The organism is Nocardia uniformis NBRC 13702, from assembly GCF_001613345.1.
Classification (GTDB): Bacteria; Actinomycetota; Actinomycetes; order Mycobacteriales; family Mycobacteriaceae; genus Nocardia; species Nocardia uniformis.
Window position 1 is genome coordinate 144,879 of the sequence record NZ_BDCE01000070.1, and the last position, 26,803, is coordinate 171,681.

Annotated in this window: 23 protein-coding genes and 1 pseudogene; 12 read left to right on the forward strand and 12 right to left on the reverse strand. The window is 67.3% G+C overall.

Going from position 1 to position 26,803, the window contains the following annotated elements:
• The first annotated feature begins 139 nt into the window (after positions 1–139).
• Complete coding sequence (locus tag NU1_RS26480) at positions 140–955, forward strand: alpha/beta fold hydrolase (protein ID WP_067525474.1); 816 nt, start codon at positions 140–142, stop codon at positions 953–955.
• A gap of 39 nt (positions 956–994) precedes the next feature.
• Here the strand turns inward: NU1_RS26480 and NU1_RS26485 are convergent, their stop codons facing one another.
• Positions 995–3,721 carry an HAD-IC family P-type ATPase gene (locus NU1_RS26485; RefSeq protein WP_067525394.1) on the reverse strand — a complete coding sequence of 909 codons (2,727 nt, stop codon included), beginning with the start codon at positions 3,719–3,721 and terminating at the stop codon, positions 995–997.
• 174 nt (positions 3,722–3,895) lie between these two features.
• On the reverse strand, positions 3,896–4,339 hold the full coding sequence (locus NU1_RS26490) for a pyridoxamine 5'-phosphate oxidase family protein (protein WP_067525476.1): 444 nt from the start codon (positions 4,337–4,339) through the stop codon (positions 3,896–3,898).
• 527 nt (positions 4,340–4,866) lie between these two features.
• Between NU1_RS26490 and NU1_RS44350 the strand changes: the two genes are divergently transcribed.
• Both NU1_RS44350 and NU1_RS26500 read left to right on the forward strand, forming a co-directional pair.
• Positions 4,867–5,745 carry a DUF302 domain-containing protein gene (locus NU1_RS44350; RefSeq protein ID WP_084521821.1) on the forward strand — a complete coding sequence of 293 codons (879 nt, stop codon included), beginning with the start codon at positions 4,867–4,869 and terminating at the stop codon, positions 5,743–5,745.
• A 388-nt stretch (positions 5,746–6,133) separates the two neighbouring features.
• Positions 6,134–7,303 (forward strand): site-2 protease family protein, encoded by a 1,170-nt coding sequence (locus NU1_RS26500; protein WP_245720319.1) that lies wholly within the window; start codon positions 6,134–6,136, stop codon positions 7,301–7,303.
• Between the two features lie 6 nt (positions 7,304–7,309).
• Here the strand turns inward: NU1_RS26500 and NU1_RS26505 are convergent, their stop codons facing one another.
• Positions 7,310–8,311 carry a zinc-binding alcohol dehydrogenase family protein gene (locus NU1_RS26505; protein ID WP_067525398.1) on the reverse strand — a complete coding sequence of 334 codons (1,002 nt, stop codon included), beginning with the start codon at positions 8,309–8,311 and terminating at the stop codon, positions 7,310–7,312.
• A 9-nt stretch (positions 8,312–8,320) separates the two neighbouring features.
• Positions 8,321–9,697 carry a wax ester/triacylglycerol synthase family O-acyltransferase gene (locus tag NU1_RS26510; protein WP_067525480.1) on the reverse strand — a complete coding sequence of 459 codons (1,377 nt, stop codon included), beginning with the start codon at positions 9,695–9,697 and terminating at the stop codon, positions 8,321–8,323.
• Between the two features lie 204 nt (positions 9,698–9,901).
• Here NU1_RS26510 and ppsA point away from each other — a divergent pair, with 204 nt between their 5' ends.
• Together ppsA and NU1_RS26520 are read left to right on the forward strand one after the other, a co-directional pair.
• Positions 9,902–12,208 carry a phosphoenolpyruvate synthase gene (ppsA, locus tag NU1_RS26515; protein WP_067525400.1) on the forward strand — a complete coding sequence of 769 codons (2,307 nt, stop codon included), beginning with the start codon at positions 9,902–9,904 and terminating at the stop codon, positions 12,206–12,208.
• Between the two features lie 103 nt (positions 12,209–12,311).
• Complete coding sequence (locus NU1_RS26520) at positions 12,312–14,039, forward strand: GAF domain-containing sensor histidine kinase (protein WP_067525402.1); 1,728 nt, start codon at positions 12,312–12,314, stop codon at positions 14,037–14,039.
• A gap of 68 nt (positions 14,040–14,107) precedes the next feature.
• Here the strand turns inward: NU1_RS26520 and NU1_RS26525 are convergent, their stop codons facing one another.
• Genes NU1_RS26525 through NU1_RS26535 form a run of 3 tightly spaced genes read right to left on the reverse strand, consistent with a single transcriptional unit; the run spans position 14,108 to position 16,679 of the window.
• Positions 14,108–15,004: a universal stress protein gene (locus NU1_RS26525; protein WP_067525404.1), complete on the reverse strand. Its 897-nt coding sequence runs from the start codon at positions 15,002–15,004 to the stop codon at positions 14,108–14,110.
• A 20-nt stretch (positions 15,005–15,024) separates the two neighbouring features.
• Positions 15,025–15,624, reverse strand: coding sequence for an Rv1733c family protein (locus NU1_RS26530; RefSeq protein WP_067525406.1), 600 nt, complete (start codon positions 15,622–15,624; stop codon positions 15,025–15,027).
• 35 nt (positions 15,625–15,659) lie between these two features.
• Complete coding sequence (locus NU1_RS26535) at positions 15,660–16,679, reverse strand: Acg family FMN-binding oxidoreductase (protein WP_245720320.1); 1,020 nt, start codon at positions 16,677–16,679, stop codon at positions 15,660–15,662.
• Positions 16,680–16,950: 271 nt separating this feature from the next.
• On the opposite strand from NU1_RS26535, the gene NU1_RS26540 reads away from it, so the two are divergent.
• Positions 16,951–17,211: a hypothetical protein gene (locus NU1_RS26540; protein ID WP_157553064.1), complete on the forward strand. Its 261-nt coding sequence runs from the start codon at positions 16,951–16,953 to the stop codon at positions 17,209–17,211.
• A gap of 217 nt (positions 17,212–17,428) precedes the next feature.
• Here the strand turns inward: NU1_RS26540 and NU1_RS26545 are convergent, their stop codons facing one another.
• The gene (locus tag NU1_RS26545) at positions 17,429–19,834 is read right to left on the reverse strand and encodes a heavy metal translocating P-type ATPase (RefSeq protein WP_084521830.1); all 2,406 of its coding nucleotides are present in this window, start codon (positions 19,832–19,834) and stop codon (positions 17,429–17,431) included.
• 254 nt (positions 19,835–20,088) lie between these two features.
• Here NU1_RS26545 and NU1_RS26550 point away from each other — a divergent pair, with 254 nt between their 5' ends.
• The 3 genes from NU1_RS26550 (at position 20,089) to NU1_RS26560 (ending at position 21,607) form a co-directional block, all read left to right on the forward strand.
• Positions 20,089–20,298, forward strand: coding sequence for a hypothetical protein (locus NU1_RS26550; protein WP_067525412.1), 210 nt, complete (start codon positions 20,089–20,091; stop codon positions 20,296–20,298).
• A 254-nt stretch (positions 20,299–20,552) separates the two neighbouring features.
• Complete coding sequence (locus NU1_RS26555; protein WP_067525414.1) at positions 20,553–21,209, forward strand: hypothetical protein; 657 nt, start codon at positions 20,553–20,555, stop codon at positions 21,207–21,209.
• On the forward strand, positions 21,206–21,607 hold the full coding sequence (locus NU1_RS26560; protein ID WP_067525416.1) for a hypothetical protein: 402 nt from the start codon (positions 21,206–21,208) through the stop codon (positions 21,605–21,607). The genes NU1_RS26555 and NU1_RS26560 overlap by 4 nt, the downstream gene beginning before the upstream one ends.
• Here the strand turns inward: NU1_RS26560 and NU1_RS26565 are convergent.
• Genes NU1_RS26565 through NU1_RS43430 form a run of 3 tightly spaced genes read right to left on the reverse strand, consistent with a single transcriptional unit; the run spans position 21,604 to position 24,673 of the window.
• On the reverse strand, positions 21,604–23,010 hold the full coding sequence (locus NU1_RS26565) for a cytochrome P450 (protein ID WP_067525418.1): 1,407 nt from the start codon (positions 23,008–23,010) through the stop codon (positions 21,604–21,606). The genes NU1_RS26560 and NU1_RS26565 overlap by 4 nt on opposite strands.
• A complete protein-coding gene (locus tag NU1_RS26570) occupies positions 23,007–24,176 on the reverse strand; it encodes an MAB_1171c family putative transporter (RefSeq protein ID WP_067525420.1) in 1,170 nt (389 codons plus the stop codon). The genes NU1_RS26565 and NU1_RS26570 overlap by 4 nt, the downstream gene beginning before the upstream one ends.
• Positions 24,173–24,673 (reverse strand): hypothetical protein, encoded by a 501-nt coding sequence (locus tag NU1_RS43430; protein ID WP_067525422.1) that lies wholly within the window; start codon positions 24,671–24,673, stop codon positions 24,173–24,175. Before NU1_RS43430 ends, NU1_RS26570 begins: the two co-directional genes overlap by 4 nt.
• A 357-nt stretch (positions 24,674–25,030) precedes the next feature.
• On the opposite strand from NU1_RS43430, the gene NU1_RS26580 reads away from it, so the two are divergent.
• Positions 25,031–25,753, forward strand: a complete 723-nt coding sequence (locus NU1_RS26580) for a S1 family peptidase (RefSeq protein WP_067525424.1) — start codon at positions 25,031–25,033, stop codon at positions 25,751–25,753.
• Positions 25,754–25,963: 210 nt separating this feature from the next.
• Positions 25,964–26,416, forward strand: a complete 453-nt coding sequence (locus NU1_RS26585) for an SRPBCC family protein (RefSeq protein ID WP_067525425.1) — start codon at positions 25,964–25,966, stop codon at positions 26,414–26,416.
• A gap of 86 nt (positions 26,417–26,502) precedes the next feature.
• Here NU1_RS26585 and NU1_RS44355 read toward each other — a convergent pair.
• A pseudogene (locus tag NU1_RS44355) lies at positions 26,503–26,643 on the reverse strand (transcriptional regulator CynR); the annotation flags it as partial.
• On the opposite strand from NU1_RS44355, the gene NU1_RS43435 reads away from it, so the two are divergent.
• On the forward strand, positions 26,587–26,736 hold the full coding sequence (locus tag NU1_RS43435) for a hypothetical protein (RefSeq protein ID WP_212761213.1): 150 nt from the start codon (positions 26,587–26,589) through the stop codon (positions 26,734–26,736). The pseudogene NU1_RS44355 and the gene NU1_RS43435 sit on opposite strands and share 57 nt — an antisense overlap.
• Positions 26,737–26,803: the final 67 nt, after the last annotated feature.

Here is a 26,803-nt window from a genome sequence, read left to right on the forward strand (position 1 = left end):
TTTGATGTGACACGCTGTAGCGATAATGCTCCGACCTTTGGAGGTACAGGTGTCAACGACGACCGACGTATCCGTTCCCGAGCCAGGCGACCGCGCGAGCGACACGGGCCGCATCACCGCATTTCACCGGGATGGACTGATGTTCCCGGTCCGCGATTCCGGGCCGATCGCGGGCGAGCCGGTGCTGCTGCTGCACGGCTGGCCGCAGGACTCACGCAGTTGGACCACGGTCGCGAAACTGCTGAATCAGGCTGGGTACCGGACATTCTCGCCGGACCTGCGCGGCGCCAGTCCGACCGCGGCGCCGCGCTGGCGGTGGGCGTATCGGCTCGACGAACTGGCCGCGGACGTGGTGGCGATGATCGACCGCATCGGTCGGCCGACCCATGTGGTCGGCCACGATTGGGGCGCGGCGGCGGCGTGGGCCGCGGCCATTTCGAGGCCCGACCGACTGCTGTCGCTGTCGGCGCTATCGGTGCCGCATCCGGGTGCGTTCACCCGCGCCATGCTCACCAGTCGGCAGGGGCTCGCGTCGTGGTACATGTACGTCTTTCAGCTGCCGGTCATTCCCGAACTGGCGGTTCGCACCGAACTATTTCAACAGTTCCTGCGGCGCACCGGCCTGTCCGTGCAGGTCGCTCGCCGCGAGGGTGACCGCCTGCGCGACCGCGTGATCGCGCGTGGCGGCTTGCATTGGTACCGGGGCATGCCGTTTTCCTCGCCGCGCCTGTTGCGCGGCCGGGTCACCGTCCCGGTGCTACAGGTCTGGAGCGACGGCGACACCGCGGTCCTCGCCACCGGGGTCAAGCTGACCAAGCAGTATGTCGACGCGCCTTTCCGGCTCGAAGTCTTGCCAGGTGTGTCACATTGGATTCCCGATGAAGCACCCGAACCGCTGTCCCGCCTGCTCGTCGAGCACTTCCAGGCGAATACGCGGGAGGGGGCTTCCCGCTGACCCGGACCGTGCCGCCGGCCATGCCGGAGAGCGGCAATCTCATTCCGTCGCACCGTATTTGCGGCGCAATCCCTTGTCGACGGCCACTACCGCTCCGGCAATCGCGGTAACGGCCGCGATGCGCAGCCAGGTGTCCGCGGTAATGGGCGCGGTGCCGAAGATGGTATTCATGGCGGGCAGGTAGGTGAGCGCGAGCTGGCCGATGATCTGGATCGTGACGCCGGCGATGAGCCACGGGTTGCTGAACAGGCCGATCCGCCAGATCGACCGGGTCAGGGAGCGGCAGCTCAACAGGTAGATCGCTTCGACCGCCACGAAGAGGTTCACCGCCGCGGTCCGGGCCGCCTCGAGCTCGGCCCCGTGTGCGACCTCCCACTCGAACAACCACCACGAGCCCGCCACCAGCAGCGCCGACACCAGCAGGATCCGCGTCACCAGCGCCCGGGTGAGCAATGGCTGATCCGGGTCGCGGGGTGGGCGGTTCATGATGCCGGGTTCCTTCGGTTCGAAGGTCAGCACCAAACCGAGCGCGACGGCGGTGGTCATATTGATCCACAGAATCTGAGTGGGCAGGATCGGCAGGGCGGCACCTGCGACCACCGCCGCCAGAATCACCAGCCCCTCGGCAATATTGGTGGGCAGGGTCCACGCGATGAATTTGGTGATGTTGTCGAAGACGCCGCGCCCCTCCTCGACCGCGGCTTCCATGGTCGCGAAGTCGTTGTCCACCAACACCATATCGGCGGCATCCTTGGCGACCTCGGTACCGCCGCGGCCCATGGCCACCCCGATATCCGCGCGACGCAGTGCCGGGGCGTCGTTCACGCCGTCACCGGTCATGGCCACCACGTGGCCGTGCGCCTGCAAGGCTTCGACCAACCGCAGCTTCTGCTCCGGCGACACCCGCGCGAATACCCGCGTGCGCTCCGCCGCGTCAGTGAATTCCGCCGCGGACAGCGCGGACATTTCCGCACCGGTGAGCCCCATTCGCTCGACGTCCGAAGCACCGTCGAGTAGCCCCACGTGGTCGGCGACGGCGGTCGCGGTGCCGAGGTGATCCCCGGTGATCATCTTCACCTCGATGCCCGCCGCCCGGCAGGCCGCGACCGCACCCGCGGCGGCGGTGCGCGGCGGATCCAGCATGGCTTGCAGCCCGGTCAGGATCAGGTTGCCCCGCAAGGTATTCGCGGTGAGGTCGGCCGATTCGAAGGAAGGCCGCACGGCGGTGGCGAGCACGCGCAGTCCCTGCCGGGCCAATTCGTCGGCCGCACCCATGATCGTGTCGCGGTCGAGTGGCCGGGTCCGCCCGTCCTCACCCAGCATGCCCAGGCATTGGGCCATGACCTGTTCGACCGCACCCTTGACCAGTGCCACCCCGTCGCCGGGACGCGACGCGGTGGTATCGCGGTGCAGGGTGGCCATATAGCGGCGTTCGGAGCTGAAAGGCATGGTGGCCGTGCGCGGTAGCGACCGTGCGACCTCGCTCGCGGTGATTCCCGCCTTGGCGGCGGCGACCACCATCGCGCCTTCGGTCGGATCGCCGACGATGCCCCACCGCCCATCCTCTTCGGTGAGGACCGCGTCGGTGCAGGCCGCGCCGGCGAGTAACGACCATCGCAGCGCCACATGGTCATCCATCGACACGTCTGCGCCACGAGCGTCTCGCAGTGTGCCTTCGGGACTGTAGCCCGAGCCGTCGACGTCGTAGCGCCCGTCCGGCGTCCACACGGTCCGCACCGTCATCTGGTTCTCGGTCAGGGTGCCGGTCTTATCGGAGCAGACGACCGTGGTGCTGCCCAGTGTCTCCACCGCGGGCAGTCGGCGAATCACCGCCCGCCGCCGCGCCATTCGGGATACGCCGACGGCCAGGGTGATGGTGACCGCCGCCGGTAGTCCCTCGGGGATCGCGCCCACGGCCAGCGCGATGGCGGCGGTGAACATGTCCACCGCCGCCTCCCCGCGCAGCACACCCACGCCGAACGTGGCCGCCGCCAGCACCAGGATGACGACGGTCAGAATCTTGCTGAATTCGGCGAGCTTGCGGGTCAGCGGGGTAGCCAGGCGCTCGGAAGCCCCGACCAGACGGTGGATTTCGCCGAGTTCGGTCTCGGCGCCGGTGGCGACCACGATTCCCGCGCCACCACCCGCGGTGACGAGCGTGCCCGAGTAGACCATATTGCGACGATCGGATACCGGTGTGGTCGTGGGCAGTACGACCTCGTCCTTGGCCACCGGCATCGATTCACCGGTGAGTGCTGATTCGTCGACTCGCAACTCCGTGATCCGAATCAGCCGCACATCCGCGGGGACCTTGTCGCCGGACTCGAGGGTGACCAGATCACCGGGTACTAGTTCGTCCGAGGTGACGGTGCGGCTGCGGCCGTCACGCACCACGGTGGCCTGGGTCTGCACCATCGAACGCAGGGCGTCCAGCGCCGCTTCGGCCTTGGATTCCTGAATGAATCCGACGGCGGCATTGACCAGCACCACCCCCAGGATCACGGCCGAATCGACGTACTCCGACAGCGCCGCGGTAATCGCCGCGGCGGCCAGCAGTACATAGATGAGCGGGTGGTGGAACTGGCGCAGTATCCGCCGTACGACCCCGGCGGTCGTGGTGGCGGGCAGACGGTTCGGGCCGAAGCGGGTCAGCCGCTGCGCGGCTTCGCCGGTCGAGAGGCCGCGACCCGGGTCGGTTTCCCACAGCAACGCCACCTCATGGACCGAAAGGCCATGGTGTGCGGTGCCGTTCGCCAGTTCCAGCATTGATCTCCTACTGCTTCGGCGTGCGGGTGGCGAGATAGGAGGTGATGATGGCGGTGAGCGCGATAATCAGCGCGATCATCACCGCGGCGGTCGGCCAGTCCATGAGTTCGTCCTCTCTGCGATGGGGTCAACCTCGACAATCGCGTACCGACCGCACCGCGAATAGGGACGAAATCACTTCTCCGAGAGGACTATCGGTGGTTCTTCCGGCAGCGGATCACCCGTATCGGCGACCAGTCGCACACCGGTGACGAGCGTCGGCTCGATAGCGATCACGGTATCCATGACCTTGTCGACCCATGGTCGCAGCAGTCGCTCGTAGCGATCGACGCGTTCGGGGTCGGTGATGGTGTGCGCGAACCCGGTCACCACGACCGACCAGCCGATATGGCTGTCCGGGTCGATGGCGTCCGCCTCGTAGGCGACCACTTGGTTGCGGGAGTCGCGTACGGCCGAGGTGAGCCGCGAGGTGAGCCGCGTGCGGACGATAATGGTCCCGGCGTCCACCAGGTGATTGACCGGACGGATGGCGGGCAGCGCGTCGCGGGTGAACACCACGCGGCCGAAAGTCGCGGCCGTCAGCAGCCGCATGGACTCCTCCCGATCGAGTTCGATCATTCGGCAACCATGCTCACCGTTGCCCGGAATCCCGATCACCGCCCGACGCACCACCTTTCCATCCGATCGCGCCGATACCTCACCGAGCGCCGTAGCAGTCATTGCGCGGCATTTGCTCTCCGTAACCCGAAATATGCCGCTACCTTGCCATTGCAGCAGACGCGCCGCCGCGCCCAACAGGGTCAAAGGTCCCAACCATGATCACCTTCAGCCCTGCCGAGATTGCCGACCCCGGGTCATCCGCCACCATCGGTGCGGAAGCCGACGCACGAGCCGATGGTCGTCAGTAATCGTCCTCGTCGATGGGCGTGCCGCGATTGCCCGATCGCCTCCGGATCGCCGCCATCTCTGAGCCTCCAGTCAAAGTCACGCGCGACCCGTCCGGCAGCGCGCAAAGGCCGTGAAGCCGGGCCCTCTGTCACTTCCCCGCAGATGCGGCGGTAGGACCCGCCCCGGGCGGGACCTTCTCCCCTGTTCACGCCCGGCCGCGGCGCGCACGCTCGGCACAACGAACTGAGGAGGGCTCCATGGAATACCAGGTGAATCTGGTTCGGGCGGTGCCGCAGACCGTGCTCTGCCTGCCACGCGAGATCCGGGCGGACCGACTGGGCACCGATATCGCCGAGGGCATGCGGGACTTGGCGGCCACGGCCGAACGCGCCGGATTGACCACCAGCGGCGCACCCACCATCACTTTCGCCGAGGAGCCGGGCCAGGTCGGTTCGATCGTGGTCGACTTCGGTATTCCGGTGGAGCCCGCCCCCCGGCTCGGACCCGCCTCGGGTGCGGTGCTGGTGGTGCAACCCGACCATCTCGTCGCCCGCACCTGCCACCGCGGCGGTTACGGCGAGCTCGACGCCGCCTACCGCGCTCTGCAGAACTGGATGCGGGAGAACGGCTATCGATCCGCGGGACCGCCGACCGAGGCATATCTCATCGGCCCCGACGAGGTCACCGATCCGCGACGCCTGATCACCGAGATCCGGATTCCGGTGATTCCCGCACCGGGTATCGCCGTACATCTCGACACCTCGTTCGAGGACGCGGTCGCACGCACCCGGGAAGCATTGCAGCGGCAGGGATTCGGCGTGATCACCGAGATCGATGTCCGGGCGACGCTACAGGAGAAGCTGGGCGAGCACATCGAGAACTATCTGATCCTCGGCGCCTGCAATCCCCGACTCGCCCATCGCGCGTTGGCGGCCGACCCCGAGGCCGGCCTGCTGCTGCCGTGCAATGTCGTTGTGCGCTCGGTGGATACGGGCATCGTGGTCGAGGCGGCCGACCCGGACGTGCTGGTCGACGCCACCGGGGTGCCGGCGCTGCGCCCGGTCGCAGCGGAAGCCCGGCGGCTACTCATCGCCGCACTGCACGACTTGGTCGAGTACTCGCCCGCGACGTCGTGACCGCGGCCGGGACCCGCCGGTCACCGCCAGCGGAGCGGCGGTGCCGTGGCCCCAGCGCCTTCCCCGGGCCGCGCACTCTCATCTGTCGCCGCTCGTCACGACACCACCGGCCCCCTTCTGCGGATGCCTCGCCACACCGGCCCGAACGGCTCACGGCGACCGACGCGATCGTGACGACCATGGGCCCGCCGATTCGGGCCGAACGGCAGTTTCGGCGCACCGGGTATTCCGGACAGACTCGGGGCACGCCGCTACCCGAGAACGAATCCACCTGCGTCCGAGAGGCACCCGCAGTGTTGCGGCATCACCGCCAAGGCGGATCCCCCTCGGCGGCAGCGGCGCGATCTCGGGCCGGATGAGCACTTCGACAGCACAGAGAGGCACCACCGTGCGCGCAACGATTCCTTTGGGACAGGTCGCTGGTATCCGGATCGGCGCGCATTGGTCGGCGCTGGTCACCGTCGGCCTATTCGCCTGGGTACTCGCCGTCTACCTCGACGGCACCGCCGACATCTCCGTCGTGTGGATCTCGGCGGTCGCCGGGGCGCTCGCCCTGTGCGCGTCACTGCTCGGACACGAGCTGGCGCATGCGATCGTGGCCCGCCGCAATGGCGTCCGGGTCGACCACATCGTGCTGTGGCTACTGGGCGGTGTCGCCGAGCTCGCCGAGGAGCCGCCGAATGCGCGCGCCGACCTGCGTATCGCCCTCGCGGGCCCGGCCACCAGCCTGGTGATCGGAGCCACCGGCCTCGGCGCCGCGGCGCTCACCTCGGTGATCAGCCCGAACAGTCCGATCACCGCTGTTCTGATCTGGCTTGCCACGATGAATATCGTGCTGGCGGTATTCAATATGCTGCCCGGCGCGCCCTTGGACGGCGGCCGGGTGCTGCGTGCCATCGTCTGGTGGCGCACCCGCGATCGTCTGCGCGCCGCGGTGATCGCGGCCCGCGCCGGGCAGATTCTCGGCACCGCGTTGATCATCCTCGGCATTGCCGAACTGTGGCTGTTCGGACACCTGGGCGGTGTGTGGCTGGCGCTACTCGGCTGGTTCCTGCGGACGGCCGCGCACACCGAGCTGGTAGTAGCCGGTATGCGTCATCGTCTGGGTGACACCAGAGTTCACGAGGTCATGACCGCGCGCCCGATAGCCGTACGGGGCTCGGAAACGGTGGGCGGACTCTTGCGCTCGGAGGCGGTGCACACCAACCACCGGGTCTTCCCCGTCGTCGACGATTCCGGCCGACCGGTCGCCGTAATCGCCTGGCCGGACGTGCTCGCTGTTCCCGAACTCCTACGCGACACCACTTTGGTTCGCGCTATAGCCCGGCGGCTGCCCGCCTCCGCAATCGCGCACGCGGACGAACATGTCGCCGACGCCGCGGCCCGAACTGTCCTGCGTCCCAACCTCGACGCTATCGCCGTCATCGACGGTGACGGCCGCCTGAGCGGCGTGGTCACCGCCACCGACCTGGCACTCGCCTGCACCCGTTCCGCGCTGGGCCTGCCGATCGGAGTCACCGGCGAACGGGCGTCGGACGCGACAGCGGACCAGGGGTAGACCCTGCTACGGCACCAGCACCGCCGCCCCCGCGAAGCGACCATGAGCCAGATCGGCGAGCGCCCGATCGGCCCGATCCAGTGGATACGGGTGGACAGTCACCTCGAGACGGTGTTCCGCGGCGAATCCGAGGAATTCACGGGCATCGACCCGCGTGTTGGCGGTGACCGACCGGATCTCCCTTTCCTGGAACAGGTGCCGCTGATAGTTCAGAACGGGGATATCGCTGAGGTGGATTCCCGCGATGGACAGGATCCCGCCGCGGTCGAGGGCCTCCAGTGCGGGTGGGACGAGGTCGCCCACCGGCGCGAAGAGAATGGCGGCATCGAGCGCCACGGGCGGCGGGTCCGCGGCTCCCTGCGCGGAGCTCGCCCCCAGCTCCAGCGCGAGTGCCCGCGCGACCGCGTCTCGGGTCATCACATGGACTTGCGCACCCCGAGCGAGTGCGACCTGCGCGGCGATATGGGCACTGCCACCGAATCCGTAGATGCCCAACCGTCCTCCCGACGGCAGTGCCGCGCGTTCGAGCGCGCGGTATCCGATGATCCCGGCACACAGCAGTGGCGCGAGCTCGGCATCGCTGTAGCCCTTCGGGAGTGGATGGGCGAAATCCGCGGGTACCGTCGTGTACTCCGCGTAGCCGCCGTCGGCGTCCCAGCCGGTGTAGCGCGACCGGGGGCACAGGTTCTCGGCTCCGCGCAGACAGTATCGGCACTGTCCGCAGGTGTACCGCAGCCAGGCGATGCCCACCCGATCCCCGATGCCGAATTCCCCGGCGCTCCCGGCCCCGAGTGCGGTGACCTCCCCCACCACCTCGTGCCCGGGTACGACCCGGGCGCGGTGCGTCGGCAGATCCCCCTCCACCACGTGCAGATCCGTCCTGCACACCCCGCAGGCCAGCACCCGCACCAGCAGTTCCCCCGGACCCGGTTCCGGGACCTCCGCCTCCTCGTACCGCATCGGCCCGCGATCGATCGTCCCAGGTTGCTCGACACGCCACGCCCGCATCTATCGAGCCTAGTGCGCGGACGACCCGACGGGGCCGCGATCGGAGGCGTGCTGACGGGCGTGCTCGAGCAGGGTCTGGAATTCGCTCTCGATGCCCTCGGCGAGGACCGCGAGATCGGGTGTGGTGTCGTAGTCGCCGGTAATGCCGAAGCTCAGCTGGTCGCCGTAGCTGAGGATGGCTATCGCCGTGCGTAGGCGCATGGCGGTGGGGACGGCCGGGAGCAGTTCGAGCACGCGTCTGCCGTGCATTGTCAGTTCACGGCGTGGGCCGGGGATATTGGTGGCGACCGCGCCGACCCCGCGCTGGGGCAGGTGCGCGGCCAGGCGAACGCCCCAGGCGATGGGCGCGAAGGGCAGCCGGTCCGCCAGTGTCAGCAGCGTGGTCTCGGCCTGTGTCTCGCCCTTGGACTTGTGGTGTGACAGCCGGGTATGGATTTCGGTGAGCCGCGCGACCGGATCGCTGATATCGAGGGGCAGGAACGGCAGCATGGCCGAAACTCTGTTGTCGGGAATGTATTTCGCCTCAATGCCGCGCGTCGACACCGGCACCAAAATGCGCAGCGTATCGCCGGTCGGCCGCTCGCCCCGACCCAATAACAGCGCGCGGTACGCGGCGGCGACCGCGGCCAGCACCACATCATTCACAGTCGTGCCGTACGCCGCGCCGATCTCGTGGGCGTCGGTCAGGGTGGTGCGGGCGACGACGTAGCGGCGCATGGTGCCGATCGGACCGTTCAACGACGATTCTGCCGCCGGAGTGACGGCCGCCAGTGCCACCGGAATCAGACTTCCCGCCAGACCGAGCACCTGCCGCGGCAGCTCGACGGGTAGCCGAACTCCCTTCATGAACAGTTCGAACCAGCTTGCCGCGGAGTCCTTCTCGACCGCGGTGGACGGCGTTGCCTCGGCTACCACTTTCGGCCGATCACACAGGCTCTCGAACAACGAGATCCCGGAAACCCCATCCACGAGGCTGTGGTGTGCCTTGATGATGAGCGCCCAGCGGTCATCCGCGAGACGCTCGACCACCGTGCACTGCCACAGCGGATGGTCGCGATCCAGCCGCTCGGCGAGTTCGGTCGACACCAGTTCACACAGCGCCGCCTCATCGCCCGGATCGGGTAGCGCGGTCCACCGAATATGGTGGGCTACATCGAATTCCGGATCGTCTTCCCATACGGGTGCGGTCAGGTCCAGCGGGGCGCGACGCACCTTCTGCCGCAGCCGGATATGCGAGGCCAGTCGGTCGACGAGGGCGTCGGCGAATTCGGCTCGCATCGGCGGAGTCCCGGCGAGAATCGCGATCGCGCCGATACCGAGGCTGATGTGGCGGTCGCCGTCCTCGAGTTCCATGAATCCCGAATCCAGCGGGCGTAGGTGAGTCATCGTGTCGGCCTGTCGCGCGAATTGGCGTGGCCCGCCGCTGCGGGCGGACATCCGGGGTCTTTCCCGGCACTATCAAGGGTCCCGCGAGTAACGACCGGGGTGCACGGGTCCAACGCCCGCAATCGAGGGGACCTTCGGCCATGTCGTACCGCACGCCACCGAGAGAGGCTGGCAGCAGACGACATTCGAGGGATCGGAGCAGTAATGGGCGACTACGTGGCCGATATCGCTGAACTGCGGATGGCCGATGCCGACCGCGCCGGCGGGAAGGGCGCGAATCTCGGTGAACTGGTGGCGGCTCAGCTGCCGGTGCCACCCGGATTCGTTGTACTCAAAGCCGCGTACGACGAGATGCTCGACAATGGAACGACCGGTGCGCAACTCGACGCACTGCACGAGCAGGCACTGCGGGCCGCGATGGGCGCGACACCGGAGGACGCCCGCCGATTGGACGAACTGTGCGGGAGCATGCGCGCACTCGTGCACGCGACCGATCCGGAACCCGCCGTGCGGGAGACGGTACTAGCCGCCTATCACCGCCTCGGCGACGCGGTGGCGGTCGCGGTCCGCTCCTCCGCCATCGGCGAGGACGGCGCGACGGCCTCCTTCGCGGGAATGAACTTGTCCCGCACCAATATTCGTGGTGACGACCAGCTCCTGCACGCGCTGGTGGACTGCTGGGCTTCGCTGTTCACTCCCCGGGTGCTGACCTATCGGGCCCGCCGCGACATGCGGGAGCGGCCCGAAATGGCGGTGGTGGTGCAGCGCATGGTGACCGCGCGACAGGCCGGGGTGGCTTTCACCGCCGATCCGGCGACCGGCCGCCGCGATCGCGTGGTCATCGACGCCGCCCGCGGCCAAGGTGAGGTCGTGGTATCGGGTGCGGTCGAACCGGACACCTATCTGCTCGACGCGGACGGTCCGACACTGCTGGAAACCCATACCGGTGATCAGCGTTTCGCCATCGTGCCCGGCACCGATGGTGACCGGCACGTGAACCTGACCGACACCGAGATGGCCACGCCGACGCTGACCGATGAGCAGGCCGTGGCGGTGGCGGCGCTCGCCCTGCGGGTACAGCGCCATCACGGCGGCCTGCCCCAGGACGTGGAGTGGGCCTTCGACGACGAGCGGCTCTGGCTGGTTCAGGCCAGACCGATCACCATGCTCCCTGAACATCAGCCGAGTTCCGCTGCCGCCCAATCCGTTCCGACGCAGGTGCTATTGCGCGGCCTGGCCGCGGCGCCGGGCCGGGCGAGCGGACTGGTGCGCGTCCTGCAATCGCCGGCCGAGGGTTCGGCACTGCACGACGGTGACGTCCTGGTCGCCCCGATGACCAATCCGGACTGGCTGCCCACCATTATCCGGGCCGCCGCCGTGGTCACCGACAGTGGCGGGATGACCTGCCACGCCGCGATCGTCGCCCGGGAACTCGGCGTCCCCTGCGTGGTCGGGACCCGCACCGGCACCACCACCCTGACGGACGGCACCTGGGTCACGGTCGATGGTTCCACCGGTCAGGTCTACGCGGGCCGAACCGAATCCGCGGCGGTCACCACCGCGCCACGCTCGGCCACGCCGACCGCTCCCGCGTCCGAAACCACCGGTACGCGCGTCTATGTCAACCTCGCCCTCCCCGAGGTCGCCGAGAAGGTGGCGCTCAGCGATGTCGACGGCGTCGGACTGTTGCGTGCGGAAACACTGCTCACCCAGGCACTCGACGGACGTCATCCGCGCGACCTCATCGCGCGCGGTGAGGAACAGTCCTTCGTGGAGCGGATGTCGGATTCGCTGTACCGCATCGCCGCGGCCTTCGCGCCCCGGCCGGTGATCTATCGCGCGACCGACCTGCGCAGCAACGAATTCCGTGCCCTGCAGGGCGGTACCCGCTACGAGCCCCAGGAACGCAATCCGATGATCGGCTACCGGGGCTGCTACCGCTACATCCGGGAGCCGGAACTGTTCCGCCTCGAACTCACCGCCCTGGCCCGAGTACGCGAGCGCACTCCCAACCTGCATCTGATGATTCCCTTCGTCCGCACCCGCTGGGAGCTGGAGCAGTGCCTGGAATTGGTCGACGCGAGCCCGCTAGGTCGCCAGCGTGGACTACACCGATGGGTCATGGCCGAGGTGCCGTCGGTGGTGCATTGGCTACCCGAATACGTCGGCATGGGTATCGACGGCGTCTCCATCGGCAGCAACGACCTCACTCAGTTGATGCTCGGCGTGGATCGCGACTCCGAGGAATGCGCGGAACTGTTCGACGAATCCGATCCGGCGGTACTGGACGCCATCGGACGCATTATCAGCACCGCCCGGCGGCTCGGCATTACCTCCTCGCTGTGCGGGCAGGCTCCGTCGAACCGGCCGGAATTCGCCGAACACCTGGTCAGGATGGGTATCACCTCGGTTTCGGTGACTCCGGACGCCGTCGCGGCGACCCGTCGCGGCGTCGCCGCCGCGGAACGTCGGATCCTGCTCGGACATGCGCGGACATCGCTGACGGACTGACTTTCCACGCCGGTCGATGTTTCGTGTCGGCGGCGACGATCCGGACATGATTCACTGGGAGGGTGAGTGACCGGCAAAACCGTCCGTATTCGGGCTGTTCGACATGACCGAGCAGCCCGGACCCGCCTCGAATTTCGTCCGTGACACCCTCGGCCAACTCCGCCTGCGGGAACTCCTCGCGGAGGTCAAAGACCGGGTCGAGCAGATCATCGATGCCCGCGACCGCGTGGACGGACTCGTCGAAGCCATGCTCACCGTCACCGCCGGTCTGGACCTCGACCAGACGCTGACCACCATCGTGCACACCGCCATCAGCCTCGTAGATGCCCAATACGGGGCGCTCGGCGTCCGCGGCCACGATCAGGACCTGAGCCAGTTCATCTACGAGGGCATCGACGAACCTACCCGCGCCCGGATCGGCGACCTCCCGCGCGGTCACGGCGTACTGGGCCTGCTGTTCACCCAACCGAAAACGATTCGCCTCGACAATATCGCCGACCACTCCTCCTCGGTCGGCTTCCCCGCCAACCATCCGCCCATGAATACCTTCCTCGGCGTACCCGTGCGCATTCGCAACGAGATCTTCGGCAACCTCTATCTCACCGAGAAGGCGGGCGGGCTGTCGTTCACCGATGACGACGAGGTCGTCGTTCAGGCCTTGGCGGCCGCGGCGGGGATCGCCATCGACAATGCCCGGCTCTACGAATCCTCGCGGACCCGGCAGGCCTGGATCGAGTCGATCCGCGATCTGACCACCGAATTCCTCGCCGGCACCGACACCGACCGGGTGCTGTCCAATTTCGTCGATCACGCCTGCGAGCTCACCCGCTCGGAGCATGCTTTCCTCGCGGTCGTCACCGATCCGGACAGCGCACCGGACGAAGTCACCGAGCTGCGCATCACACAGTGGCACGGAGCCGGGAAACCTCCCCAGCCCACCTTGCCGGTACCGGGCACCATCGTGGGCAAGGTCTTCCGCGACCGCACGGCGGATCGCCTGGCCGACGCGCACGGCACCGACCTCGGCGCGATCTTCCCCGACGCGGGTGCGGCGATGGTGCTGCCCCTGCAGACACCGGACACCACGCTCGGCATCCTGGTCACCCTGCGCCCGGCCGGATCCCCGCCCTACGACAACGAAATCTTCGAATTGACAGCCGCTTTCACCGATCAGGCCGCGCTCGCCATGCAGTTGGCCGTCGCGCACCGGCGAATGCGAGAGATCGACGTACTCACCGACCGCGACCGCATTGCCCGCGATCTACACGATCACGTTATCCAGCGGCTGTTCGCCAGCGGCCTCACTCTGCAGGGCACCATCCCCCGCGTTCGGGTCCCCGAAGTACGGGAGCGACTTCTCGACGTGGTCAACGATCTGCAAGAGGTCGTCCAGGAAATCCGGACCTCGATCTTCGACCTGCACAGCGGCTCCGGAACCACCACCCGGCTGCGGCAGCGCATCGAGGAGATCGTCCGGCAGCACACCGGCAATACCGAGATCCGCAGTTCGGTGCAGATCGCGGGCCCACTGTCGGTTGTCGCACCCGAACTGGCCGACCATGCCGAAGCCGTTATCCGCGAGGCGGTCAGCAACGCCGTGCGGCACGCGGGCGCGTCCACGGTCGCTGTCGAGATCGGGGTCGCCGACGAATTGGTCATCGTCGTCACCGATGACGGCTGTGGCATCCCGGAGAACATCACCCCGAGCGGCCTCACCAATCTCGCACGGCGCGCCGAGGAGGTGGGTGGAGAATTCGTTCTCGGCCCCGATCCGGACGCCGAGGGCAATCGGCCCGGTACTCAGCTCCGGTGGTCGGCGATTCTGCGCTGACCACCCGTCGCCCGGGCGAGGCGGCCGTCACCGGCTATCTCGAATAGTTCGACGTGCCGACGTCTCGGTCAGCGAGTACGAACCACGATGATCGGGCAGTCCACCGAATGCAGCAGAGCCGCGCTGGTGGAACCCAGCAGCATTCCGGTGAAACCACCCCGCCCATGACTGCCCACCACCACCAGCTGGGCGTTCTCCGATTCGTCGAGCAGCGAGCGCACCGGGCGGTCGCGGACCAGCACCCGCCGGACCGACACCTCCGGATAGCGCGCGGCGACATCGGCGAGGCTCTCGGCCAAGCGCGTCTCCTCGTGCTCGCGGACCGCGTCCCAGCCATCCAGGAGCAGGTCCGGTCCGCCCACATCGCTCCAGGCGTGCAGGGCGACGACACTGACCTTGCGCCGTGACGCCTCCTCGAAGGCGAGTTCGATCGCCGGCATGCTGTTGGGGGTGCCGTCCACGCCGACCAGCACCGGCTTCCCGATCGAGAACGCGTCGGTCGCGGAGGTCGAATGCACCACGGCCACCGGGCAATGCGCGTGCCGGGACATCGCGGTGCTCACCGAACCGAGTAGTCCGCGTTGGAACGTACCCAACCCGCGACTGCCGACGACCAGCATGGTCGCCTGTCTCGAACGGTCGATGAGATCGGCGATGATCGGGCCGAAGATCACCTCACTGGTGATGGCGGGGGCCGATACCACTGTCCGGGCCACCCGCGTCGCTTCGGTCAGTACGCGTTCGCCGTCGGTGCGCAGCCACTCGACATCCGGATCCGTCAGTGTCGCGCCGGGCCCGTAGTCGGTGGGAATGCCCAACGAAGTGACGATGTGCAGCGGGCACCGCCGCAGGTCGGCGTCCACCGCGGCCCACGCGGTGGCGGCATACGCGGCGGCGGAACCGTCCACTGCCACTACGATCTGCGGATTTACCTGCCCGCCTTCGGAATTGATTCGATCGGTCATAGTCTCTTCCCTTCCAGGAGTCACTGGGCGTCGTGGCCCAGCGGGCGATTCAGGCTGCGCCATTCCGATTCCCAACGTGCATTGCGTCTACCGCTCAACAGCAAGTCGACGAATACGACCACCGCTACCGAACCGCCCCATATCGCGAGCAGGACCAGTAGCCCGCGCGCTATCCCGTGTGCGGCCGCCGCGCCGGGCGACTGTGGCGCACCGGTCGGTGTACCGTCGGGACCGATCCACACCGGAACGGCGTCGCCCGCTGCCGTCGAGCCGGGCACACTGACGTTCGCCATCGCGGACCGGCCCTCCAGACTCCACCGTACGGGTGCCTCGAACCACTCCTCGGTCCCGTTGTGCTCCGCCCGGATCTTTCGCTCCGGATCCCCCGTAACCGTGGCCGTCACAACGGTTTTCGCGGAGTTGTCGGTGCGTATCCGCTCCGCGCTGGATGTGTACGCCGCGGTACCGGCAGCTCCGGCCAGGGGTACCGCGAGCATCGCCAGCGCGATCGCGAGCACGCGTATCACCGCCTCGAACCGATCCGACGTGCGCATGAGCGGATTGGCGCTCAGCGGTTGCACCCGCCACAGCCGAAGCGGCAGTGCCGTGGAATCCGACATCGCGACCACATCCCCTCGAAATCGCTGGCCACGCATCACAATGGCTGCACGACATCGGCGAGTGACCGCCGCGGTGTCCGCGGGATTTCGGGCGCCGATGTCGCGGCCCACCCCACCCGGATGATCATCTGCGGGTAACCGCTGTCATCGAGTACATCCGTGCGAATCGCGTCTCGGATGGCGGAGACCTCGAGGGGTTCGGTCAACGGGCAGGTGGCCAGTCCCGCGATCGTCGCCGTGAGCAGCACGGCACTGGTGGCCTCTCCGGCGCGCAGCCGGGACAGCCGGTCGTCACCGGCGGTACTCAACACCACCAGGTGGTCGGTCACGTCCCGATCGTGGATCACCGCCTCGGACAGTCCGGGGTTCGAGAACGGCCGCACAGTCGGATCGCCGGCCGCGACCGCGTTGCGTGCGGGCACGCCCTCCGACGTCGCGTGGCGGCCACTCCACTGCGACAGCTCGGCGCCGTAGGAGAAATCGTTCGCATGGATCCGAGCGGCTTGTTCGAAGGCGCTCAACAGATGGAAGCGCTCCGGCCCGGAATCGATATCACGTACCAGTACCCCGTTATCGGCTCCGGCGGCGCTCAGCTTCACCAGATGTCCCGCGGGCACCTCCCAGGAGGTGAACCTCCGGCGATCACTGCGCCGCATACCGATCGCCCGCGCCATCCGCACCGACTCCTCGGTCGGTGCGGCGGCGCGGAACTCGATCGCGGCCAGATGATCGGGGTCAGCCGGATTCGGTAGCCGGTGCACCCGCGTATCCCAGCCGAACCCCCGCGCCGCTACCCGCAGATGATGCAGTGCCGCACCACAACTCAGCAGCAGATCACGCTCATCCGGATCGGTGTGCGGCAGTCGGCGGCTCTGGTCGGCGTACAGGTGCACGGTGGTGTCGCCGACCCGCCACAGCCACGGCTGGGTGTTGTGCACCGAGGGCGCGCGCACGGCCATCGCCACTGCGGCACGGACAGTGTCATGATCGGGATGCCGGCTTCCAGCACCCGTGCCCGTGGTTCCGGTCGCCCTGCTGTCATGGAGGTGTGTCATGACGCCAGCCCCTCGCTTGTCGAAGAATTCTCTGTTGTGATCGAGCATTCCGTGTCGCGCCGCTGAGGGTGACGGCCGAAAGTCACCATCGCTGAGGTCCTCGGACCACGATCGGTCGCCGCAGATCCGCGCCTCGTACCCGGTTTCCGGCCGTGGACCGATGCTGCGCCAACCCTCGTGGTCTTCAGCACCGGGATCAGGGTTCGATTCAGGGATGGATCAGGGTGTCGGCCCCGATGCGATCACGGGCGGAGCGCCGAATACTGGAGATATGACCGAAACGATTGAGCCCGTCAGCCGCTCCGGACACCGTCGCTTCCGGATAACCGCGGCCTTCCTGGGACTGGCCGCCGCAGCCACCCTCACGGTGGGCACGGCGGCCGCGGGACCCGGAGGCCGAACCGATGACGGCACATCCGGCTACATCCTCCAGTTCGGTGAGAACGGCTACGAACACCACTGGGTGGAGAACCCGTCCGAGCCCGGCTACTACTACCACGACGGCGACCTGCACTGGAACCCGGGCCGCTGACTGCGAACGGAATGGCTCTACTCCACCAGATCCGAAGCATGCTGAGCCGCAACATAACTCGAAGGCGATCTCGATTGCGGGCTGCTGTGGGCCGTACTCACACGGCACGACGGATCGTGCCGCGGCCGCGGTTGCCGACCACGACCGTCCGCGCTGACTTCGACTTACCGAGCAATGTGATGATGACCAGCACTCGAAGCGACCCAGAGGACGAAGGTCACGAATGACCGAGGCCCATCGCACTCGTTCGCTTCTCCACGGTCGAGGTGGCCGACTCCGCGGCGAGGTGGCCGCGCGCGGGTGTTGGGGCGGGCAGGCGTAGTCGTTTGAGCGCCAACGCGTTGACGGCGACGATGAGGCTCGAGCCCGACATCGACAGGGCGGCGATCTCCGGGCGCAGGATCAGACCGAACGTGGGCTCGAAGACACCGGTGGCGATCGGCAGGGCGATGGTGTTGTAACCGACTGCCCACGCCAGATTCTGGCGCATCTTGCGCAGGGTGCCGCGCCCGATCCGCAGGGCGGCCGCCACATCGAGCGGGTCCGAGCGCATCAGCACCACATCCGCGGCTTCGATGGCGACATCGGTGCCGGCACCGATCGCGATACCGAGATCGGCCCGAGCCAGCGCCGGAGCGTCGTTGACACCGTCGCCGACCATCGCGACCTTGCGACCACCGGCCTGCAACCGCGCGATCTCGGCGGCCTTGTCACCGGGCAGCACCTCCGCGACCACCGTGTCGATACCCATCGCGCGGGCGATCCGCGCCGCGGTGGCATGGTTGTCGCCGGTGAGCATCACAACTTCCACACCCAGCTCCCGCAGGGCGGCCACCGCGTCCGCCGAGGTCTCGCGTGGGGCGTCGGCGATACCGATCACCGCCGCCGCGACCCCGTCGACGGCGACCAGCACCGCGGTGTGCCCGGTGGCGGCGAGGGTGTCGCGCGCCGACGCCAACGCCCCCGGATCGACACCTTCGCGGTCGAGTAGCCGCCGGTTTCCGACCACCACGCGATGCCCCTCGACCTCGGCGATCGCACCGTGGCCGGGCACGTTCTCGAACCGTGTCGCCGCGATATCCGGGGTGCCGTTCTCGCGCGCGTGGCGCACGATCGCTCCGGCCAGCGGATGCTCGGATTCCCGTTCGACCGCGGCCACCAGCCGCAATATCTCTGCTTCGGAAAGACCGCTACCGCCGATCACCATGTCGGTGACCTCCGGTTCGCCCTTGGTGAGGGTGCCGGTCTTATCCATCACCACCACCTCGATACGAGCCGAGGCCTCCAAGGCGAGGGCGTTCCTGAACAGCACGCCACGTTTCGCGCCGAGCCCGGTGCCGACCATGATCGCTGTCGGGGTCGCCAGCCCCAGTGCGTCGGGACAGGTGACGACAATGACGGTGATGGCGAACAGCATCGCGGTGCTGAACGGGCGATCGGAGAACAGCAGCCACGACGCCAAGGTCAGCCCGCCGCCGATCAGGGCGACGAATACCAACCAGAACGCGGCACGATCGGCCAGTTTCTGCCCCGGCGCCTTCGAATTCTGGGCCTGCTGAACGAGTTCGACGATCTGCGCCAGCGCGGTGTCCGCGCCGACCTTCGTCGCCCGGACCCGCAGGGTGCCATTGACATTGATGGTCGCACCGATCACCGCCGAACCGACGGTTTTGTGCACCGGCAGGCTCTCACCGGTGACCATCGACTCGTCGACTTCGCTGTCACCCTCTTCGACCAGGCCGTCGACGGCGATCTTGGCGCCGGGGCGTACCAGCAGCAGATCCCCCGCCACCACCTCGGCGGTCGGAACCTCCACCGACTCACCCTCACGCAGGACCACCGCTTTCGGCGGCGCGAGATCGAGCAGGGTGCGGATCGCGTCATTGGCGCCACCGCGGGCGCGCATCTCGAACCAGTGCCCCAGAAGCACGAACGATGCCAAAACCGTTGCGGCCTCGTAAAATACCTCCCCTCCGCCGGTTACCGTGATGACCAGCGAGTAGCCCCACCCGGCACCGACCGCGACCGCGACCAGCACCATCATGTCCAGGGTTCGTGCCCGGAGCGCGCGGATGGCGCCATCGAAGAAGATCGTGCACGAATAGAAGATCACGGGCAGGCTCAGCACCAGCGCCCAAATATCTTCGCGCACAGCGAATGGCACGGGAAGATCCAGGCCGAACATGTGCGATCCCATCGGGGACCACAGCACGATCGGGATCGAGAAGAGGACCGCGACCAGGAAGCGATTGCGCATATCGGCGACCATCGCCGCCATCGAACTACCCTCGTCTCCGCCGTGCCCCATGACGTCGTGCGCAGTCGGTGGAGCGGGCGTACGCCCGGTGGGTCGATCGGGTTCGGCCATCGGATCGCAGATATGAGCGGGAACCTGCCTACCCGCGCAGTGGAATCCGCAATCGCGAACCCACCCGGTCAGCTCGGCCGAGGAGGTCAGCTCCGGATCGAAAACCACAGTCGCCGTGTGCGATACCGGATTCGCCGACACCTCCAGCACACCGGGGCGGCGGCCGAGCACAGCGGTCACGACATTCTGCTGGCTGGCCGACCGCATTCCGCCGACTTCCAGCACAGCCGTACTACGCCTGGGGTTCTGAGCCATGACCAGCATTCCTTTCGTGAGAACGATTGCTGGACACGCGATCCAGCGTCGATTCTCGCGGTTCGTCGAAATCGACGTCCACGACCGGCGCGGGCCGGTCATCCTCTCGATGCTGTCGTGACTGTTCTCTTGCGAATAGGGCCCTTCGGCAGCCACCCGAAGGCCGTTCGGCCGCGCTCCGCGCGACCTCGTGCCGTTCCACAACCTGGTGCGCCAGAGCAGACTCGAACTGATCCCGAAGAAAGGGGAAGACCGTGAGCAAACGGTATTTATGGTGGTACACACTCGTACTGGCCATGGTGGTTGTCGGGCTGGCCCTCGGCGGCGCGTCGATGTCGACACTGCTGATCGCCCTGGTGGTGCTCGCCTGTCCCCTGATGATGATGTCGATGATGTTCATGATGGGCGGTCAGGCACACGGCGGCCGTGCGCACCACCCGAGCGGCGATAAGTCGAAGAGCTGACTTTCGAGGGCCGGGAGGCAACAGTGGGTGATCGACCATCCCCTCCACGGCCGATCACCCATCGCCTGCATCCGACTCGTGGCCCGCGTCCGCCGACCCGATTCGGAATACGAAAATAATACGAAAATACTGCGCGGCGAGCAAGTGCGGGGATGACAGGCACGACCTGGCGGTATCGCTCGACGAGCAGCGGAAACCTTGATCGTGTTACCGAGACCTCCTGCCGACGGTATTTTCGTACTACTATTGCGTAGATGGCGGCGACCGGCTCTGACTCGACGGATGACACGTCCGCGCGGCGATTGGCCGAGGTCGTGGTCGCCCGCATGGGGGCGCTGCACCGATCGCGGCGGCGGGTTCATCTGCGGGGTGGCCCGACCGAACCCACCCTGCTCAAGATCGAGCGCGGCGAAGCCCGCGGATTGACACCGAAAACGCTGCGCAGGCTCGATATCGGGCTGGACTGGACGGCCGGGTCGGCGGAGAACGTCTACTTCGCCGGGGGCAATCCCACACCACTGAAGGAGCGGACCGGCATTGTGACCGGCCCGCCCGGGGTGTACGTCGACGCCGAGACCATTACCGAATTGATTACCGCCGCACACGAAATCGGTGACCTCGCGGAATCGGAGTCGCCATCCATGCGGGCGGCGGCACGGCGATTGGACGCGACCATCCAACCGCTGTACGCCCGGTTCGTCACCCAGCTCTTGGAGGCGAACCGCCGACAGGGTGGCGCCCTGGGGCCACTGGTGGCGATTCTGGGTCCGTACCTGGACAGGACGATCGACCCGGCACGCGATAACGAGGAGGAAGCCCGGTACCGGCGGTGGTTGGCGGGAATGCGGGTCGAACTCGATGAGTCGACCCGCCGACGATTCGAGACACGGTTGACCGAGGCGAGCGCATGAATCCGTCCCTGGCACAGCGCGTCGACATACTCTTCCGCGCCCTGCACAGCCCCGCGGAGGGCGAACCCACGACGGAGTTCGTCGCCGCGGCGCTGCGTGATCGCGGCGTCGAGACCACCGCCGCCGATCTGTCCGCGATCCGCGCCGGGACGGACGGCGCACCGTCGGCGCGATTACTCGCCGCGCTCGCCGAACATTTCGATCAGCCGCCGTGGTTCCTGAGCGATTCCGAGACATCGCAGCGCGTGGTCGACACCTACGTGCAGCTGGATCTGCTGCGGGCACTGCGCGAGGCCGGCGTTCGGCGGGTCCGCCTGCGCGGCCGGCCCGCCGCCTCCGATCGGCAAGCGCTGATCGAGGCGCTGCGCGCACGGCAACGGCCGGGACCGGAAGCCTAAGCGCGCCGAGATACCTTCAGCCGCAACTGATCCGGCTTCAACGTGATCGTCTCCTTGACCTTCAGCCGGTAGTCCGGATCGGGCGTCAGATCGTAGTTGCGCAGGATGGTGGCCAGCACGAGGACGATCTCGTGATAGGCGAACTGGCGTCCGATGCACGCACGCATTCCCACACCGAAGGGCCGGTACAACTCGGGGTGCCTGGCGCGGACCCGCTCGGGCAGGAACCGGTCGGGATCGAAACGCTCGGGGTCGTCGCCCCACAGGGTGTGGCGGTGCAGTTGCAGCAGGACGATGAAGACCCACTCGCCCTTCTCGAACGGGTACTTCCCGCCGAGCATGGTGTCGGCATTGGCCTTGCGGAAATACCCGGGCGCGGTGGGCCACAGCCGCAGCGATTCGTCGACGATGCGACGGACATAGCGAAGCTTGGCGACCTGCTCGAACTCGAGTTCGTCGCCGGTCCAGATGTGCGCGATCTCCGCGCGTGCCCGCTCGGCGATCTCGGGATTGACCGAGAGATAGTGCAGCGCGAACGCCATCACACCGGCCGATGTCTCGTGCCCGGCCGCCAGGAAGGTCAGGATCTGGTGACGGATGTTCTGCGAGTCCAACCGCTGCCCGGTCTCCGGATCGGTGGCGGTGAGCATGCGCTCCAGCAGGTCTTCGTGCCCGCCGGTGCCCTCGCGCTGCCGCTGCGCGATTACCGCGTCGACTTCGGAGTTGACGAATTCGACATCGGCCAGATGCTGGGTGCGCTGCGCACGGAACAGTGTGCGCTCCAACAGCGGGTGGGAGTAGGCGGAGCGGTTGATGTAGGTGAGCGCACGCAACATCGCGGCAACGATGGGATGGGCGTCGGTGCGCTCGAAGGAGTCGAACGAGTATCCGAATCCCGTGCGCCCGATCACCTCCAGGGCCACCTTGTTGGTATCGCTCGGAATGTCGATCCACTCCGTGCCCCGGCCATCCCAGTGCTCGATCAGCTCACCGACACAGTCGCGCATGGTGGCGTGGTAGCCGCGCATGGCTGCCGCCGTGAACGACGGCGCCAGAATCGCGTGCGCCTTCGCCCAGTTCGGTTCACTGTTGTGCGCCGTGAACAGTCCGTCGCGGGCTACCGAGCGCAGGTCGCGGATCGGGATACCGAGGAACTTCGCCCATTTGTCGTCATCGTTGATCTCACGCAGGAGGTCCGGCGAGCTCACGTAGGTCACCCGGGCACCGAAGATATTGCGCTCGTAGATATCTCCGTACTTCTGCGCGCCACGCATACCCCACTGGCTGGAGTCGGTCACGTGCAGATCCCACACGTCACCGAGCACCGGCAGACGATACGGCGGATGCGGCAGCACCCGGTCCTTGGCTCGAATCCGCCCCACCGCTGGTGTAGTGCTGGTCATCGTGCTGTGTCTCCATCCAATAGGGAGCTGGCGTATCGGTGGTACGGACCGGCCTGGGCAGCAGCCCAGTGGTCGGCGATCCGTCGCAGGGCCCGTGTTTCGTCGACGATGTCGCGGCCCGGCGCCGAAGCCTGCAGCCGCCGATACTGCCCGGGAACCGCACCGGATTGCTTGCGCCGCAATGCTTCCACGATCTGTGTCGCCTCACCGGCCGGACCATCGACTCCGGCGGGCGCGGGTTCGGCGAACCGGCCGAGAACCAGGAGCGAATCCCTGATCTCGACGGTTATGCGGTGGACACGATAGCGCGGGCTCATCCGCGTACCCGACCGCGCCGGACGAGGGATCTCCGGGCACGCGGCGACCAGGTCCTCCCACATCGGGTACAGCTGTCGCACGGCGCGCGACGCCGGGTCGACGCGCAGCCTGCGCGCGATTTCCGCCGCCACACCGCTGGCGGCGACCATCGCACCGCCGGCCAGCAGGTAGATGTAGTTGTTTTCGTTTGCGCTGAAACGGAATTCGACGAACGAGCGCCCGGTTCCCGTGGCGGCACACACCGAGCTGGCGAAGATCGAGACCGCCTCCTCCAGCGCCCAGACACCGACCACCAGGATGATCAGGTAGGTCATCCGATGCAGCGGGCGCAGACCGCCGGTCCGCAACTCCCGCAGGCTCGTGGACGCCATCAGCGCACCGGTCAGCCCGCACCAGCCGGAGAAGAACGCGAAATAGACGGGCGTCTGCCAGCCTTCGGTGCGGTCGATGTATTGCCCCAGCGACCGGGCTTGCGATCCGACGATCAGCATCAGTATCGCCGACGCGTACCCGGCGACCCATACGAATCGGCTCATGCGAATCGCCCGGGTCGACCAGCGCTCCGACCACGAGGCCGCCAACTGGCACAGCGGTGCGAACGTCAGCACCATCACCGCCGTCGACAGCTGTCTGGTGAATCCGATTTCGAGCGCACCGATCTCATCGAGCCAGTCCTGTACCGCTCGCTCACGCAACAACCCGGCGGCGGTCCCCAGCAGCAGACCGTAGGTGACCAGCCGCTCACTCGGACGCGTGCGATCGAAGAGCCACAGCAGTCGAAGTGTCGCCGCCACCAGACCGAACCCGAGAATCGCCCAGGCGATTGCCGACGGCGCCGACGACGTCATCGATCACCCCAGAACGAGCGCATGGGTCGGCTGGAGCGCCACCGCGAGGTACTCGACAGCAGCAGATCAGCGAACAGCTCGGCTTCGTCCTCCTGATGGTCGGCGAACTCCGACCGCCGCAGCACCCGCCGCACCGTGGCCGGGTCGATATCCGGCAGCAATTGCTCCAAACCGGGCATACCTTCGGTACCCGCGTCGTGATCGAGCACCATATGCCCGGTTTCGTGCGCGATGATCTGATCCACATGGAAATCGGTGGTACCGGCGGCGTACGCGATCACATCGGCGGCCTCGGTGTCCAACCACAGACCACACGGGGTGCCCCGCACCGGGTTCCATACACCGGGCAGCGCGTCGGCTTCGACCGCCATCAGCTGAATCGGCCGACCACGCCACTGTCCCAGCGCGGCCAGGAACTCCTCCCGATTCCACGGTGATGGGATCAGATGCGCGATTGCCGCCCGCCCGCCGAACACCCTGTGCGTCGAATCATCCATCCCAGATCACCACCCGCAGGCCTCGTCCCCGCCACTATCCAGCCCAAAATTCGATCAGATGACCAGTCATCCTCGACGATCATAAACACAGTGCGTGCAGGACAACCCGGCCCTGCATCGCCCAGAGCCCGGCCTATCCGGAAATTCGCTGTCCCACAAAGCCACTCGATCCGGACTCCGATCACATCGCCGCGCCCCGAGTCCCGAAAGGCCGTCGGTGGCGGCCATGCGATACCGCATGACGCGCAAAACCTGGGATCTCCTACGGTGTGTTGATCTTGAAACCGCCACACCGGCCTCTACCGTGACACGGATCACTCTCGTCACTCTCGTCACTGATTCAAGGATGGAGCGGGCATGGAGTTCACGACGGGCGTTGCCAGCAGGGTCGCGGTGGGTATTGCCATGGTCGCCCTGATGGCGGTCGGGCCAGGGTGCGGACCGGCGCATGCGGAGGCGCCAGCCGTGATCGGCGGTGGGTCCGGTATCGCATTGCAGACGAGCGACCCGACCATGGTGGCGCTGTGCACCATGACCGCGGTCGGTTACGACCGAGCCGACCGCCTCGTCGGCATTACCGCCGGGCACTGCGCCGAGGACGCCGGCGTGGCGGTGTGGGCCGAAGCCGCGCCGCGGACCGGACCGATCGGTTTCGTCGCGGCGAAGGATGTCGACCACGACTGGGCCGTCATCGAACTCGACCCCGCCCATGTCACTCCGGTCCGAGCGGTCGGCCCGTCGGTCATCACCACCGTCGGCGCACCCGGCCGGGCGTGGGAGACGGTCTGCAAGAACGGTCGCACCACCGGCTACACCTGCGGCGTGGTGTGGGATGCGAATCCCGCCGAATTCATCAGCCAGGTGTGCGCCAACCACGGCGACTCCGGCGGCCCAGTCCTGCGCGGTGACCAACTGGTCGGCATGATCAATGCCGGGATCACGCCCTTCGGATCCGCGGAAGCCGCCTGCACCGGGAACGGAAACCCGATCCACGACCCGGACGTATCCAATCAGATCACGGCGGTACTAGCCGAAATCGATCACCTCGGCGTGACGGGCGCGGGATTCCGGCTACTCTGACCGTCCCGTCCGGCGCCGAGGTCGCGGTAGCGGATTCTCGGCAATACAATTGTGAGACAAAGCAATCCGAAGTCGAGTACGGCGGCCGCGGTTCGGGCCGCCCGGGCCACCTGCCGCCCGTCCGCCCCGCGTGGTCGGCGACCGGCCGGCGAAGGTGCGCGCCGGGCGGCCGAGGACGGTCGCGACCCCGCACCTGCTAGCGTGCACGGGATGCAGGGAAGTGTGACAGTTCGGATGGCCGCACCCGCCGACGAAATCTGGCGGCTCATCAGCGACATCACGAATACGGGGAAGTTCAGTCCGGAGACGTTCGCGGCCGAATGGCTCGGTGGCGCAACCGAACCCGCCGTGGGGGTCAAGTTCCGCGGGAATGTCGACCGCAATGGCTGGGGTCTGAAGTATTGGACCGTGTGCCGCATCGTCGCCTGCGAGCCGGGTCGGGAGTTCGCCTTCACCGTGCTGGGTCCCGGCGGTATCGAGATCAATACGTGGCGCTACTGGTTGGAGCCCGCCGAGGGCGGCACCGACGTCACCGAATCGTTCCAGCTGCACGACAGCCTGCCGCTGCGGCTGTACTGGCTACTGGCGGGTCGAGCGCGCGGGAAGACGAATGCCGATGGCATGCGCGAGACACTGGAACGCATCAAGGCCGTCGTCGAATAGGCTTGGTTCAGAACGTATTTCGGTAGCCACGGCCGACGACCAACCGCGGTCGATCCGCGATGATTCTCGGCGACGGCACGCGGCAGTACCGTGACCGGTGAACTGCACTGCACGACGTCGATAAGCGCCCGAATACAGTTGGCCTGCACGGCAATTCGTGGACGCACGCAGTGTGCGTCGCAATAGTCGTCGATCCGGGTCCGGGTCGCGAATTCCGCGCTCAGCAGCGTGAGCTGATGCTCGGCGACAACCCGCGCCGGTACCGTCGCACCGAGATCGGGGCCGGGTCGTGCGCCGACGACCCGGCCGAGATTCTCTGAACAGTCCGGTGGCGGCGATACCCGGCAGGTGCTGGCGATCGAGAGGCAATGCCGAGGTCGAATTCAT